The sequence below is a fragment of the Paractinoplanes hotanensis genome, from assembly GCF_023717965.1.
Lineage (GTDB): Bacteria > Actinomycetota > Actinomycetes > Mycobacteriales > Micromonosporaceae > Actinoplanes > Actinoplanes polyasparticus.
Map to the genome: position 1 here is coordinate 51,228 of NZ_JAMQOL010000017.1, position 12,602 is coordinate 63,829.

At 72.4% G+C, this 12,602-nt stretch carries 16 protein-coding genes; 11 read left to right on the plus strand and 5 right to left on the minus strand.

Going from position 1 to position 12,602, the window contains the following annotated elements; all coding sequences use genetic code 11:
• From LXN57_RS14385 to LXN57_RS14410, 6 genes are read left to right on the plus strand one after another with little or no spacing between them, the layout of a single operon-like run.
• Nucleotides 1–747 carry a hypothetical protein gene (locus LXN57_RS14385; RefSeq protein WP_251798607.1) on the plus strand — a complete coding sequence of 249 codons (747 nt, stop codon included), beginning with the start codon at nucleotides 1–3 and terminating at the stop codon, nucleotides 745–747.
• 11 nt (nucleotides 748–758) lie between these two features.
• Entirely contained in the window at nucleotides 759–1,076 is a 318-nt protein-coding gene (locus tag LXN57_RS14390) for a type VII secretion target (RefSeq protein WP_251798608.1), read from the plus strand.
• Nucleotides 1,069–1,794 (plus strand): hypothetical protein, encoded by a 726-nt coding sequence (locus LXN57_RS14395; RefSeq protein WP_251798609.1) that lies wholly within the window; start codon nucleotides 1,069–1,071, stop codon nucleotides 1,792–1,794. Before LXN57_RS14390 ends, LXN57_RS14395 begins: the two co-directional genes overlap by 8 nt.
• Nucleotides 1,795–1,802: 8 nt before the next feature.
• Nucleotides 1,803–2,141 (plus strand): hypothetical protein, encoded by a 339-nt coding sequence (locus LXN57_RS14400; protein WP_251798611.1) that lies wholly within the window; start codon nucleotides 1,803–1,805, stop codon nucleotides 2,139–2,141.
• A 5-nt stretch (nucleotides 2,142–2,146) separates the two neighbouring features.
• On the plus strand, nucleotides 2,147–2,785 hold the full coding sequence (locus tag LXN57_RS14405; RefSeq protein ID WP_251798612.1) for a hypothetical protein: 639 nt from the start codon (nucleotides 2,147–2,149) through the stop codon (nucleotides 2,783–2,785).
• A 27-nt stretch (nucleotides 2,786–2,812) separates the two neighbouring features.
• Nucleotides 2,813–3,292 (plus strand): serine hydrolase, encoded by a 480-nt coding sequence (locus LXN57_RS14410; RefSeq protein WP_285904626.1) that lies wholly within the window; start codon nucleotides 2,813–2,815, stop codon nucleotides 3,290–3,292.
• 28 nt (nucleotides 3,293–3,320) lie between these two features.
• On the opposite strand, the gene LXN57_RS14415 is transcribed toward LXN57_RS14410, so the two are convergent.
• A complete protein-coding gene (locus LXN57_RS14415; RefSeq protein ID WP_251798613.1) occupies nucleotides 3,321–4,232 on the minus strand; it encodes a fructosamine kinase family protein in 912 nt (303 codons plus the stop codon).
• Nucleotides 4,233–4,423: 191 nt separating this feature from the next.
• Here LXN57_RS14415 and LXN57_RS14420 point away from each other — a divergent pair, with 191 nt between their 5' ends.
• Nucleotides 4,424–5,434, plus strand: a complete 1,011-nt coding sequence (locus LXN57_RS14420) for an aldo/keto reductase (RefSeq protein ID WP_251798614.1) — start codon at nucleotides 4,424–4,426, stop codon at nucleotides 5,432–5,434.
• A 92-nt stretch (nucleotides 5,435–5,526) separates the two neighbouring features.
• On the opposite strand, the gene LXN57_RS14425 is transcribed toward LXN57_RS14420, so the two are convergent.
• The 4 genes from LXN57_RS14425 to LXN57_RS14440 form a co-directional block, all read right to left on the minus strand.
• Nucleotides 5,527–6,675: an alpha/beta fold hydrolase gene (locus LXN57_RS14425; protein WP_438872872.1), complete on the minus strand. Its 1,149-nt coding sequence runs from the start codon at nucleotides 6,673–6,675 to the stop codon at nucleotides 5,527–5,529.
• A gap of 90 nt (nucleotides 6,676–6,765) precedes the next feature.
• Nucleotides 6,766–7,875 carry an o-succinylbenzoate synthase gene (gene menC, locus LXN57_RS14430; RefSeq protein ID WP_251798617.1) on the minus strand — a complete coding sequence of 370 codons (1,110 nt, stop codon included), beginning with the start codon at nucleotides 7,873–7,875 and terminating at the stop codon, nucleotides 6,766–6,768.
• Nucleotides 7,872–8,504, minus strand: a complete 633-nt coding sequence (locus LXN57_RS14435; protein WP_251798619.1) for a MurR/RpiR family transcriptional regulator — start codon at nucleotides 8,502–8,504, stop codon at nucleotides 7,872–7,874. The genes menC and LXN57_RS14435 overlap by 4 nt, the downstream gene beginning before the upstream one ends.
• A complete protein-coding gene (locus tag LXN57_RS14440; protein ID WP_251798620.1) occupies nucleotides 8,501–9,166 on the minus strand; it encodes a GNAT family N-acetyltransferase in 666 nt (221 codons plus the stop codon). The genes LXN57_RS14435 and LXN57_RS14440 overlap by 4 nt, the downstream gene beginning before the upstream one ends.
• A gap of 97 nt (nucleotides 9,167–9,263) precedes the next feature.
• On the opposite strand from LXN57_RS14440, the gene LXN57_RS14445 reads away from it, so the two are divergent.
• From LXN57_RS14445 to chrA, 4 genes are read left to right on the plus strand one after another with little or no spacing between them, the layout of a single operon-like run.
• Nucleotides 9,264–10,346 (plus strand): M20/M25/M40 family metallo-hydrolase, encoded by a 1,083-nt coding sequence (locus tag LXN57_RS14445; RefSeq protein ID WP_251798621.1) that lies wholly within the window; start codon nucleotides 9,264–9,266, stop codon nucleotides 10,344–10,346.
• Nucleotides 10,347–10,355: 9 nt separating this feature from the next.
• On the plus strand, nucleotides 10,356–11,078 hold the full coding sequence (locus tag LXN57_RS14450; RefSeq protein WP_251798623.1) for an arsenate reductase/protein-tyrosine-phosphatase family protein: 723 nt from the start codon (nucleotides 10,356–10,358) through the stop codon (nucleotides 11,076–11,078).
• Nucleotides 11,075–11,467 carry a VOC family protein gene (locus tag LXN57_RS14455; RefSeq protein WP_251798625.1) on the plus strand — a complete coding sequence of 131 codons (393 nt, stop codon included), beginning with the start codon at nucleotides 11,075–11,077 and terminating at the stop codon, nucleotides 11,465–11,467. Before LXN57_RS14450 ends, LXN57_RS14455 begins: the two co-directional genes overlap by 4 nt.
• On the plus strand, nucleotides 11,460–12,596 hold the full coding sequence (gene chrA, locus LXN57_RS14460; RefSeq protein WP_251798628.1) for a chromate efflux transporter: 1,137 nt from the start codon (nucleotides 11,460–11,462) through the stop codon (nucleotides 12,594–12,596). Before LXN57_RS14455 ends, chrA begins: the two co-directional genes overlap by 8 nt.
• The last annotated feature ends 6 nt before the right edge of the window (nucleotides 12,597–12,602 follow it).

Consider the following 12,602-nt stretch of genomic DNA (forward strand, 5'->3'; position numbering starts at 1 on the left):
GTGTCGGACGATCGAGTTGACCACCTGCATGCGCTGGCCGAGGAGGGTGCGGCCCTCGCCGGGCAGGCACGTGCCGCCGAGCGGCGGGCGTCCGGCGCCACCGCCACCGACCGCGCCGGCGCGGTCACCGTCACGCTCGACGACGAGGGCCGGGTGAGCGGGGTCGCGGTCGCGCCGGGCTGGCGGCGGCTGATCGGCTCGCTCGCGCTCGACCACGCCGTGATCGAGGCGATCGGTGCGGCGTCCCAGCGCCGGCTCGAGGCCTGGGGCGAGGCGTACGCCGACCAGGCCCCCGCCCCGCCGGCCGGGCTCGACCACGACGCGTTCGCTCAGCGCCTGCAGGCGGCGGCGAGCGGCGGCGGTCCCATGTCGGTCGAGGACAGTGAGGCCGCGCTGCGCGAACTGCTCGCGCTGGTCGAGTCGATCGACCAGGGGCTCGACGAGGTGTCGGGCGCGCTGGCCGGGGCGCTGTCGGCGACGTACACGGGCCGCAGTCCCGACCGCAAGGTTCACGTCACGGTGACCGGCGGCGGCGATGTCACGGCCATCGGCTACGACCGGCAGTGGCTGCTCGAAGCCCACGAGATCAACGTGGCGCGCCAGACCGCCGCGGCGTTCCGCGCCGCCTATCAGGAGGCCGGGCGTCACGGCGTACGGGAAATGATCGCCGGCAGCCGCCTCGGCGAGGCGCAGCAGCTGGCTCAGGACCCGCTGGCGCTGGCCCGGCGACTGCGGCTGACCGACTGAACGGGGGAACGATGACGCTCAAGGCGGCCGCCGACGCGCTGCGCACCGACGCGACGACCTGGGATGAGACCTCCGGCGTGCTGAGCCGCGCCGCCGAGGAGGCGAACGCGCTGACGCTCACCGAGGGACAGCTGTCGTGGGCGAGCCGGCCGACCGGCCTGCTCGACACGTACGCCGAGATCCAGGCCAAGGTGGGGGCGCTGCTGGCACAGGGCGCGCAGACCCACGCCGAGCTGGCCCGCACGCTCGACCAGGTCGCGACCGCCTACGAGCGCGACGACGAACAGGCCGCGGCGCGGCTCGGAGGGGTGTGGGACGTCCGTGACTAGCTCGACCGCGCAGGAGGACGACCTCGTCGGCAAGATCATGTCGCTGTTGGACAAGATCGAGCAGAAGACGAACGACCTGCAGAACTCGATCAACTCGAAGATCGGCTACCTGCCCGGCTTCCTGCAGGACAAGGTCGTCTCGGGCTGGAACAGGTTCTGCGACTTCATGAGACAGGTCTGGGCCGACGTGCGCGAGTTCGTCTCCAACATGGGCTCGCCCAGCACGCTCGCCACCACCGCCAACGCGTGGAGCGACCGAATAGGCGGCCCGGTCAGCGGCCGGGTGCAGGCCGCCGATGCCGGCATGCTCGAGATCGACACCAACTGGGACGGCGACGCCGCCGAGGCGTACCGCCAGATGCTGCCCCTGCAGAAGGCCGCCCTGGAGAAGGTGAAGGCGGTCTACAGCGACGGCATCGCCACCGCGCTCGGCGAGATGGTCAAGGCGATCTATGTGTTCTGGGGCGGGCTCGTGGTCGCCCTCGTCGCCCTGATCATCGGCATCGTCGGCGCGGCCTCGTCGTCGGCCACGCTGCTCGGGCTGCCCGCCGCCCCGTTCATCGCGGCCGGGGCAGCCGCCGCGGCCGCCGCCGCGTTCGCCGCCGGCGGCCTCACCCTGAAGGCGACCGCATCGGCCGCGAACAGCACGCTCCGCCAGAAACTGAACGACAACGTCGGCTACCGGGACGGCGCCTGGCCGCCGGCCACCACCGGCTGAGCCGCGCCGTGATCAAAACGCTCCTGGCCCTGTTGCTGCTGTGCGAGGCCGGCCTGGCCGTCATCGGCGGCCTGGCGTGGTCCACCCTGCGTGCGGACGGCGGCGTCGGGGCCCTGGTCCTGATGGGCGCCTCCGGCGCGGCCGGCGTCGTGGTGCTGCTGGTCCTGCTGCTGGGACGGGCCGCCCTGGGCTCGGCACTGGCCTGGCTGCGGCTGCTGGGGGTCTTCATCGCGGGCGCGGTGCTGGTGGCCGTGGGCGAGTTGACGCCCGCGGCGGCCGGTCTGCTCGCTGTGTTCGACTCGCTGCTCGGGGTGGTGCTGGCCGGGTTCGTCCGCCGCGGCCGATGATCGCCATGGACCCGCTGACCGGCGCGCTGGCCTTCCTGTGCGTGGCGTCGCTGGCGCTGGTCGTCATCGTGGCGCTGGTGGCCGCCCGCGGGCGCCGCCGCCGCGACGGCCGGATCGCCGAGTGGGCCGCGAAGGCCGGCTGGCAGGTGGTGATGCGGCCGGCGGTCGACTGGGGCCGCCGCCTGCCCGGGGGCAACCCTGACGGCGTACGGCTGCTGCTCTCGGGCCAGGCTGGCGGACGCCCCGTGCTGGTGGGCGAGTACGACGTCACCGACGTCCAGGTGGCAACCGGCGCCGACGGCAGCGCCACCACCACCCCGCACACCCGCCACTGGGTGGTGACCGTGGCGATCCTCGACCGTCCGTGGCCCCCAGCCACCGTGACGACCCGCGGCCGCCTGTCCCGCCGCAACGAGGCCACCGGCGACCCCGGCTTCGACAAGGCGTTCCGGATCAGCGGCACGGTGGGCCCGTGGTGCACGCCGGCGCTGATCGCCGCCCATCTCGCTCACCGGACGCCGGTGCCGTGGAGCGTGGCCGGCCCGGAACTGATGACCTGGACCGAGGGCCGCATGCGCCCCGCCCACCCGGTCGGCGACCTCGGCCCGCTGCTGCACCTGGCCGCCCTGCTGGACGGCAGGTAGCCCGGCCCGCGCTCGCCCCTGGCCGGGCTGGAGGACGAGGCCGAAGGGGGACACCATGGCAAGCCCCCGGCGTTCGAGTCCGGCGGTGGCGGACTGGACTCCACCGTCGACGACTATCACCACTACTTCCGGATGCTGCTCAACCACGGGATGCACGGGACTCAGCGGATCCTGTCCCGGCGCGCCGTCGAGCTGATGACCACGAACCGTCTCACGCCCGAGCAGCTGGCCGCCCGGGAAGCCTGGGGTCGCAACGCCGTCCACCTGGCCTACGGACTGGGGCAGCACGGCGGCTGGGGCTTCGGGATGGCAGTGCGCACCTACCGCAGCGACTACGCGCCCGTCGGCCAGTTCGGCTGGGACGGCGGAAGCGGCACCACCACCTACGCGGACCCGCACAACCAGCTGGTCGGCATCCTGCTCACTCAGACCGGCATGTCGACCCCGGATTCGGCGCGGGCCAACCTCGACTTCTGGACCACCCTCTACCAGGCAATCGACGACTGACTCGGCCGATCCGGTCGAGGCCGTCAGGTCACGGTGACGTCCGAAAGGGCGCGAGGGTGGCGCGGATCAGGTCGGCTGCGCCCCAGTCGTCGTCGAACTGGGCCAGAACGGCGAGGTGCTGCCGCAGCTGGATGATCGGCATGCGGGCCTGCCAGCCGCTGTCGAGAGAGGTCAGCTCCGCGTAGACCGCGAAGAACAGCTGCGCCTCGGGCGGGGGTGCGGTGGTCCATACATGGGCCAGGTCGACGTCGGCCCACATGTAGGACACCGCCGGATCTATCAATGCGGGCCGCCCGTCCGGGGTTGCCAGCAGGTTCTGGCTCCACAGGTCGCCGTGGGTCAGGCACGCCGGGCGGGGCGGGAGCAGTTCGGGCAAGCGATTGCACAGTCGCTCCAGCGCTGTGCGGTCGTTGGCGTCGAGCGCGGCTTCGACCCGGGGTTCGCCCAGCCAGCGCAGCAGGCGATGCTCGGCGAAGAAAGCGAAGCCGTTGTTGTTCCACGTGTTGATCTGGCGGCGGCGGCCCAGCCAGTTGTCGCTGTGCCATCCGAAGCGGTGGTGGACCGTGCTGGTGTGCAGGCGGGTGAGCGCGTGGGCGAACTGTTCCCAGAAGGTCTCGCTGCCGGGTCTCGCCCGCAGCTCCGACAACACGAGCAGTTCCTCGTTCGCCAGGATCACGTCGGGTGTCGCCATGCCGCCGATCTCGCGCAGGGCGGTCAGCCCTTCGGCCTCGGCGAGGAAGGGAAAACCGTCCGGCCGATCGGCGAACGCTTTGACAAAAACGGGGGGAGCGTCACGGCGGGTCGCTATGCCGGCGAGCGCGGCGAGTCCGCCGGTCACCGGGTTCACCTCGACGACGTCGCGCATGCCGGACCGGTGCAGGCACTCGAGCAGGAACGCCGCCGGCCGCATCGCGAGGGCGTCTTCGCGAGTCTCAGCCATCGCGCCAAGGTACCGGACCAAGAGGACGCCGTGGACCCGTCGTAAATGTCGTCCAGCGCGACGGTGTGCACACGGAGCGGCAACGCCGGCGGCGTGGCCACGTACGTCTCCGCCGGTTTTCGGCAGCAACCGGAAGTCACCGACTTCCGCCGGTTGACTTCGAGTGCGCTCTAAGACCTAGCGTCGGCGGCATGCAGACGATCGAACTGGGCCGGACCGGTCAGCACGTCAGCGCGATGGCGCTCGGGGCCATGCAGATGGGCGGGGCCACCGACGAGCACGACTCCGTGCACATCCTCAACCGCTACCTCGAGGCCGGCGGCTCCTTCATCGACACCGCGAACTGCTACGAGTGGTGGCGTCACCCGGGCACCCTGGGCGGCCAGAGCGAGGAGCTGCTGGGCCGGTGGATGCGCGACGGCAACCGGCGCGACCAGGTCTTCCTGGCCACCAAGGGCACCGCGGTGCCGATCTTCTCGCCCGAGCTGTGGGACGACCAGGGCCAGCCGGACTGGGAGCTGGCCCGCCGGACGTTCGAGGGGGCCGGCGCCGACACGTTGCGGCACGCGCTCGACGGCAGCCTGCGGCGGCTCGGCACCGACCACATCGACCTCTACTACGTCCACGTCGATGATCTGAACACGCCGCTCGAGGAGACCCTGGAGGCGCTGCACGGGTTCGTGCGGGCGGGCAAGGTGCGGCACCTCGGATGGTCCAACGTGCGTACCTGGCGCCTCGAGCGGATCCGGCAGCTGTGCGAGCGCAACGGCTGGACGCTGCCGGTGGCGGTGCAGCAACAGCACTCGTACCTGCGGCCGGGGGCATCGGCGGACTCGGCCTCGATCGTGAGCTTCGAGCAACTCGACTACCTGCGCCGGCACCCGGACCAGACCCTGGTCGCGTACTCGCCGATCCTCAAGGGCGTCTACGACAGCGCGGCCAAGCGGGACGGTCACTGGCTGATGGAGAACTACACCGGGCCGGACGCCGACGCCCGGCTGGCGGTCCTCGCTGAGGTCGCGGACGAGGCCGGGGTGACGCCGAATCAGCTCGTGCTGGCCTGGCTGCTGCACCAGGATTCGCCGCCGGTGCTGCCGCTGATCGGGCCGCGCACGCGGGAGCAGTTCGAGGCGGCGCTGTCCGCCCTGGACGTCAAGCTGAGCGACGACCAGCTGCGGCGCCTGAACGAAGCCGGCGCCTGAGCGAAACGCTGCCGGCATCCGAGTGGAACTCTCAACCTCGACCTGAACGTGAAGGTTAGAGCCGAGGTTGAGAGTTGCGCGGAAACCGCAGGTCAGAAGCGCTGCGCGATCCAGTCGGCGACCCGCTCGGCCGAGGCAGTGACCGCGGTGTCGTGGTCCTGACCGGGCAGTGTGTCGTAGCGCACGACCACGTTCTGGTCCCGCAGCCGCTGCACCAGGGCGTCGGTCAGGGTGGCCGGAACCGTGGCGTCGTCGGCCCCCTGGACGATGAACACCGGCGCCGTCGGCCGGGTCTGCGCCGGCTCGACGTGCTGGTAGAGCTCGTCCACCCACCGCTCCGGCAACGTGCCGTTGTTCAGCAACTGCGAGGGCATGAGGTTCGCGTACGCCCCGAGGATCTCGTACAGGCAACCGGTCTTCAGCACCCCGAGGCGGCGCTCGGCCGGCGCGGCCAGCACGTCGGCCGGATCGAACGACGGCTCGACCGCGTTGAGGCCGAACAGCGCCATCACCAGGTAACCCTTGCCCTCGGACTGCGGGATCAGCTCGGCCAGCGTGCGCACCCCGCTGGTCGGCGCGATGCTCACCGTGCCGCGCAGTTGCAGGTCCCCGTCGTACGAGCCGGCGAGCTGGTTGGCGAAGAGCGCGCCCTGCGCACCCTGCGAGTGACCGTCCACCACGTACTGCGGGGAGAGGTCGTCGTCGAGGTTGCGGGCGGCCCGGACGCTGTCGATGATCGAGCGGCCTTCGCTGTTGCCGATCAGGTACGGGTGCGGGTCGTCGGTGCCGATGCCCGGGTAGTCGGGCGCGGCCACCGTCCAGCCGCGCCGCAGCAGTTCGGCCACGGCGGTGCGGGCCTCGGGATAGAAGGCCTGCTGGTTGGTCGAGGGCGCACACTGGTCGGCCAGCCCGACCGTGCCGTGGGCCCAGGCAACCGTGCGGTTCTTCCGGCGCTCCTTGGGCGTGATCACCAGCCCGGTCGCGGTCGTCGTGCGGCCGCGTACGTCGGTGGTGACGTAGACGATCCGTACGGCGTGGCCCAGGCTTCGCAGTCCCTCGGGCAGCGTGGCCGGGGCCTTCCTGACCACCGTGCCGGGGCGGGCCGGGTCCCACTTGAAGACGTGGCCGGCCACCGGCAGTACCGGGGCGGGCGAGGCGAGGGCCGGCGCCGGGGCGACGGCCGCGCCGCCCACCAGGGTGGCGGCGAGGAGGCGAACGATCATCTGTCTGCGCACGGACATCATCGTCGACCGCTCAAAAGCGACTTTCCGTACGCCGCACCGCGCTCGTCCGGGTGATCACCCTCCCGGCATGATGCATCGCGACCTGCGCTAAGGCATGATCAGCCGGTCCGTCGCGGTCGACTCGACGAACGGCAGATCGGGGTCACGACCCAGCCCGTACGCCGTCGGAACCGCGACCAGCCCGCCGGCCGAGACGATCGGCTCCGTCGTGACGTCGCGCGCGTAGTACTTGTCCGAGCCCGACACATCGGACGGCAGCGTGAAGCCGGGCAGCGCGCTCAACGCCACGTTCGCCGCCCGCCCGATGCCGAACTCGTGCATGCCGCCGCACCACACCGGCACCCCGTGCTCGACGGCGACGTCGTGTGCCCGCACGGCCGGGGTCAGCCCGCCCATCCGCGACACCTTGATGTTCAGGATCCGCCCCGAGCCCAGCCGCAGCGCCGTCACCAGGTCGTCCAGCTCCTCGATCGACTCGTCGAGGCACACCGGCGTCGTCAGCCGGTGTTGCAGGTCGGCCAGGTCGGCCAGCGCCCGTGGTCCGTACGGCTGCTCGATCATCAGCAGCCCGAGCGAGTCGAGCTCCTTCATCACCGGCAGGTCGGCCGGCGTGTAGGCCCCGTTCGCGTCGACGTGCAGGGGCACCGACGGGTACGCGGACCGGACCGCCCGGACCGGCTCGACGTCCCAGCCCGGGGCGATCTTCAGCTTGATCCGGCGATAACCCTCGTCCACCCGCGGCGCGACCTGGGCCAGCAGGTCGTCGATCGTCGGCTCGATCCCCAGCGAGACGCCGGCCTCGACCTCGGTCCGCACACCCCCCAGCCCCTTCGCCAGCGGGACGCCCTGCCCGGCAGTCCACAGGGACCAGGCGGCCATGTCGAAACCAGCCCGCGCGAACTGGTTGCCGCGCACCTTGGCCAGCGCCCGGGCGAGGTCGGCCGGATGGTCCCAATCCGTCGCCAGGACGATCGGCGCCAGATGGTCGCGGGCGATCGACCAGCAGGTCGCCACGGTCTCGGCCGAATAGAAGGGGCCGCTCGGCGACGCGATCTCGCCCCAGCCCACGGCGCCGTCGGTCGCCGTGAGGGTGACCAGGATGTGCTCGAGCGAGCGCTTGGCGTGCGAGCTGGTCTGGAACTCGTGCACGAGCGGGAGGCGCACGCGGCGCAGCTCGACGGTGCTGATGCGAGTCATGCCGGATCCACGTAGAGGTCGAGTTCGGCGGCGAGGGCGTCCCGGTCGTGCAGGCGGCGGCCGGCGCCCTTGGAGCTGGCGATGGTCAGGGTGGCCAGCAGGTGCAGGGCCAGCACGACCGAGGTGGGCGAGCTGGCGTACGAGGCGGTGTCCGTCCCGATGACGATGCGGGCGCTCGCCAGGCCGGTGAGCGGGGCGTAGTCGGAGTCCGTGATCAGGACGAGTTCGCCCCCGTGCGATACGTAGGACTTGGCCACGGACACGGTGTCGCGCCGGTAGCGGGACATGGCCACCGCGACGAGCAGGTCGCCCTGGCGGATGTCCCCGAGGACGTCGAGCGGCCGCACGGTGGCGCCGTCGACGAGGTGTACGCCGGAGAGCCCCGCGCTGAGGTCGGCCGCGAGCAGGGACGCGTACGCCAGGGACTTGCCGTTTCCGAGGAGATAGCGCCGCCGGGCCGAGACTATGCGGGCCGCGGCCTGCTCGATCGCGTCGTGCTCGGCGGCCCACGACAGGGCCTTGTCGAACGCGGTGCGCTGCTGCTCGAGCACCCGGTGCTTGAGCACCTGGGCCGAGCGGCGCTGGACGTTGCGCTCGAACCGCTCGGCGGGGGAGGGATTGATCGTCACGGGGTGTCTCTCTCGAATGTGTAGACCGCGTGTTCGTCGCGGCGCTCGACCCGGACGAGCCGTCCGAGGGCGAACTGCTCGGCCAGCTCGCGACGCAGGACCGCGCGGTCGGCCGGGCCGGGCGCCGCGATGTGCTCACCGGCCGGCGCGGTCACCGTGACGCACTCGTGCTTGACGGCGTGCGGCCCGGTGAGATCCCACGAGACGAGCAGCCTGTCCGACGTGCCGTCGTCGTAGTAGTCGGGCAGGAAACGGATCGCCGTCGCCCCGAGCACACTGAGATTGAAGTGCGCGTTCCGCAGCGCGTACGGGTCGAAGGTCCACCGCATCGTGCGGGCCCCCGTGGCCCGGGCCGTCTCGGCCTGCGCCTGTTTGAGCCGGCGGCCGACACCGAGACCCTGTGCGCCGGCGGCGACCACCGCGGCCTGCGAGTAGTGGTAGAGCTCGCCGCCGTCGACCGCGCTGAACCCGTAGCAGAAGCCGATCAGCTCGCCGGCCGGGTCGAACGCGCCGAGCACCGAGCCCGAGTTCTCGCGCAGTGCGGCCAGCAGGCGCGGGCTGATGCCGAACTCGGGGTGGTCGTAGCCGAACACGCGCCGGTAGAGGGCCGACGCCGCCGACCACTCGCCGAGGCCGGCCAGGTCGCGCACCACGATGCCCATCGCGCCCTCCGCGGTGAAGATACGAAACGTATGACCGTCATGGTGCCCGCTGTTGAGCCGCGTTGACAACGGTTCCCGCGAAACTTAGCGTTCGCATATGCTGGACGCGTTACGCACCTACACATTGCTCGAGTCGCCGACCGGGGAGGCTCAGGCGCTGGCCGCGCTGGCCGAGGTGCTGGAGGCGGACGCGGCCCGGGCCGGTTTCGCCACCGCCCGCGAGGGCGCCCATCTGATGTGGACCCTGCCCGCCCGCGACACCCGGGGCGGCGAGTTGCTGCTGCTCAGCCACTACGACACGGTGTGGCCGGTGGGCACGCTGGCCGAGATGCCGTGGTCGGTCGACGGCGACACCGTCCGCGGCCCCGGCGTCTACGACACGAAGGCGGGCCTGGTCGCGCTCCTGGCCGCGGTCGAGCGGGTGGTGGCGTCCGGAAGGCCGCATCCCGAGGTGCGGGTCGTCGTCGTGGCCGACGAGGAGGTCGGCTCGCCCACGGCCGGCGACCTCGTGCGGGCCGAGGCGAAGCGGGCGACCGCCGTACTGGGCCTGGAACCACCCCACCCGGGCGGCGACCTGAAGACGGGCCGCCGGGGCAGCACCCGGGCCCGCATCGAGGTGACCGGCATCGAGTCGCACGCCGCGCTCGACCCGGAGGCCGGCGTCAACGCGATCGACGAACTGGTCGACCACCTGGTCGCCTTCCGCGCCGTCGTGGCCGGCCGGCCGGTTCTGCTCAACACCGGCACGATCGCCGGGGGTGGCCGCACCAACGTCGTGGCCGGGCACGCCCACGCCGACCTGGGGCTGCGCTTCCTCAACCCCGACGACGAGGAGGCCGTGCTGGGCGCCCTGGCCGCCCTGGCTCCCCTCCGCGACCGGGCCGAGGTGAGCACCCGCCTGCTTGCTCACCGCCCCACCTGGCGCCCGGCCGAAGCCACCGATGCCCTGCTGCATCGCATCGCGCAGGTGGCCGCCGGGCTGGGCCAGACGCTCTCCGGCCGTCCCGCCGACGGGGCCGCGGACACCAACACCGCCGGCGCCCTGGGCGTCCCGACCGTGGACGGCCTGGCCCCGCCCGGCGGCGGCGCCCACGCCCGGCACGAGTGGGTCTCGCACAGAGGCATCCTCTCCCGGGCCGACTTGCTGGAAGCCCTATTGCATCAAACCAGTTTGATGTAATCTGCGGGCGTGACGACAGGCCCACCCGCGTTCGTGACCGCCACCGGGCACCCGCTGCGCTGGCATCTGCTGAGCGAGCTGGCCCACGGCGACCTGGCCGTACGCGAACTGAGCGCGCTCCTCGGCCAGCCGCAGAACCTGGTCTCGTACCACCTGGGCAAGTTGCGGAAGGCCGAATTGGTGAGTGCCCGGCGCAGCAGTGCCGACGGCCGCGACACCTACTACACGCTCGACCTGGCCCGGTGCGGCAGCCTGCTCGCCGGCGCCGGTGCGGCTCTGCATCCCGGGCTGCGAATGCTGTCACCCGCAGCGATGACAGTGACCGGGCGGGTGCTGTTCCTGTGCACCGGCAACAGCGCGCGCTCGCAGATGGCCGAGGCGTTGCTGCGGCAGCACACCGCCGGTTCCGTGCAGGCGTTCAGCGCCGGCAGTCGTCCCAAGCCCATCCATCCGTACGCCGTGAGCGTGCTGGCCACGCGCGGCATCGACCTGACCGGCGCCCGGCCCAAGCACCTCGACGAGTTCACCGGCCGGCCGTTCGACCGGGTGATCACGCTGTGCGACAAGGTCAAGGAGGTCTGCCCCGACTTCCCGGGCGACGCCGTACGAGCCCACTGGAGCATCGCCGAGCCGGCCGACCTGCCGGCGTTCGAGCAGGTCGCGGACGAACTGGCCCGGCGGATCGGCTTCCTGCTGCACACCCTGGCCGTCCCCTCGAAGGAGGCGTCATGACCCACCCAGCCGAAGACACCGTCAGCGTGCGTTACCTCGTCGACGATGTCGCCGCCGCGATCGACTTCTACACGAGCCGTCTCGGCTTCACCTCGATCACCACCTTCCTGCCCGCCTTCGCCGATGTCCGGCGCGGCCGTCTGCGCCTGCTGTTGTCCGGCCCGGCCAGTTCCGCCGGCCGAGCCCTGCCCGACGGGCGCCGCCCGAGCCCCGGCGGCTGGAACCGCATCCATCTGATCGTCACCGACCTCGACGCCGAGGTCGCCCGCCTGCGCGCGACCGGCATCGAGTTCCGCAGCGACATCGTCACGGGCCCCGGTGGCCGCCAGATCGTCCTGGACGACCCGGCCGGCAATCCGGTCGAGCTGTTCGAACCCGCGAATGCCTGATCAGCACCGCGCCGGCCTCGCGACCGTCCTCAGGGAGTGGGGCCGCATCGGGTGCATCGGCTTCGGCGGGCCGCCGTCGCACATCGCCCTGTTCCGCAAGCTCTGCGTGGACGACCGCGGGTGGCTCGACGACCAGGAGTTCGAGGACGCCATCGCCGCCTGCAACCTGCTGCCCGGCCCGGCCTCGACCCAGCTGGCGATCTTCTGCGCCTGGCGTGTCCGCGGCCGCGCCGGCGCCCTCGTCGGCGGCGCGGCCTTCATCCTGCCCGGCCTGATCGCGATCCTCGTCCTCGCCGCCCTCTTCCTCGGCGACCCGCCCACCTGGGTCAAGGCCGCGGGTGCGGGGGCGGGCGCCGCCGTGGCCGCGATCGCCCTGCAGGCCGGGGCGGCGCTGATCCCCGCCGGTTGGAAGCGCGCGCCGCACCGTCGCCGCTGGATCGTGTATCTGGTGCTGGGCGCGGTGTCCGCGGCGACCGTCGGACCGTGGCTGGTGCTGGTCCTCGTCGCCTGCGGCGTCGCCGAGGTCCTGGCCCAGCGACTGCCCGCCCCGACCCGGCGCCCGTCCGCCGCGCTGCCCCTGCTGGTGGCAGCCGGGCCGCTGCTTCCGCTGGCCTGGACGGCTTTGAAGGTCGGCGCGCTCTCGTACGGCGGCGGCTTCGTGATCATCCCGCTCATGCAGGCCGACGCCGTCGACCAGCACCACTGGATGACCGCCGCCGAATTCCTCAACGCCGTCGCGCTCGGCCAGATCACCCCCGGCCCGGTGGTGCACACCGTCGCCGTGGTCGGCTACGCCGCGGCGGGCCTCGCCGGCGGCCTGCTGGCCGCCGTCGTCGCGTTCAGCCCCTCGTTCGCGTTCGTCCTGCTCGGCGCCGACCGCTTCGACCGCCTGCGAGCCAACCGCCGGGTACGCGCCTTCCTGGACGGCGCCGGCCCGGCCGCGATCGGCGCGATCCTGGGATCCGCCGTCCCGCTGATCCGCGCCCTGACCGAACCCTGGCAGTACGCCGTCCTGGCCGGCGCCGTCATCCTGACCCTGGCCGCGCGCCGCGGCCCCGTCCTGACCCTGCTGACCGCGGCCGCGGCCGGAGTCATCGTCGTCCTGGCGGGCGGCCCCCTCCCGAGCTGAGCAGCC

What these genes read in the sequence shown, in the direction of transcription:
- chrA (WP_251798628.1), top strand. Translation starts at nt 11,460, where the DNA reads ATGCCTGATCAGCACCGCGCCGGCCTCGCGACCGTCCTCAGGGAGTGG.
- LXN57_RS14390 (WP_251798608.1), top strand. Translation starts at nt 759, where the DNA reads ATGACGCTCAAGGCGGCCGCCGACGCGCTGCGCACCGACGCGACGACC.
- LXN57_RS14425 (WP_438872872.1), bottom strand. Translation starts at nt 6,675, where the DNA reads ATGTCCGTGCGCAGACAGATGATCGTTCGCCTCCTCGCCGCCACCCTG.
- LXN57_RS14440 (WP_251798620.1), bottom strand. Translation starts at nt 9,166, where the DNA reads ATGGGCATCGTGGTGCGCGACCTGGCCGGCCTCGGCGAGTGGTCGGCG.
- LXN57_RS14405 (WP_251798612.1), top strand. Translation starts at nt 2,147, where the DNA reads ATGGACCCGCTGACCGGCGCGCTGGCCTTCCTGTGCGTGGCGTCGCTG.
- menC (WP_251798617.1), bottom strand. Translation starts at nt 7,875, where the DNA reads ATGACTCGCATCAGCACCGTCGAGCTGCGCCGCGTGCGCCTCCCGCTC.
- LXN57_RS14445 (WP_251798621.1), top strand. Translation starts at nt 9,264, where the DNA reads ATGCTGGACGCGTTACGCACCTACACATTGCTCGAGTCGCCGACCGGG.
- LXN57_RS14455 (WP_251798625.1), top strand. Translation starts at nt 11,075, where the DNA reads ATGACCCACCCAGCCGAAGACACCGTCAGCGTGCGTTACCTCGTCGAC.
- LXN57_RS14420 (WP_251798614.1), top strand. Translation starts at nt 4,424, where the DNA reads ATGCAGACGATCGAACTGGGCCGGACCGGTCAGCACGTCAGCGCGATG.
- LXN57_RS14415 (WP_251798613.1), bottom strand. Translation starts at nt 4,232, where the DNA reads ATGGCTGAGACTCGCGAAGACGCCCTCGCGATGCGGCCGGCGGCGTTC.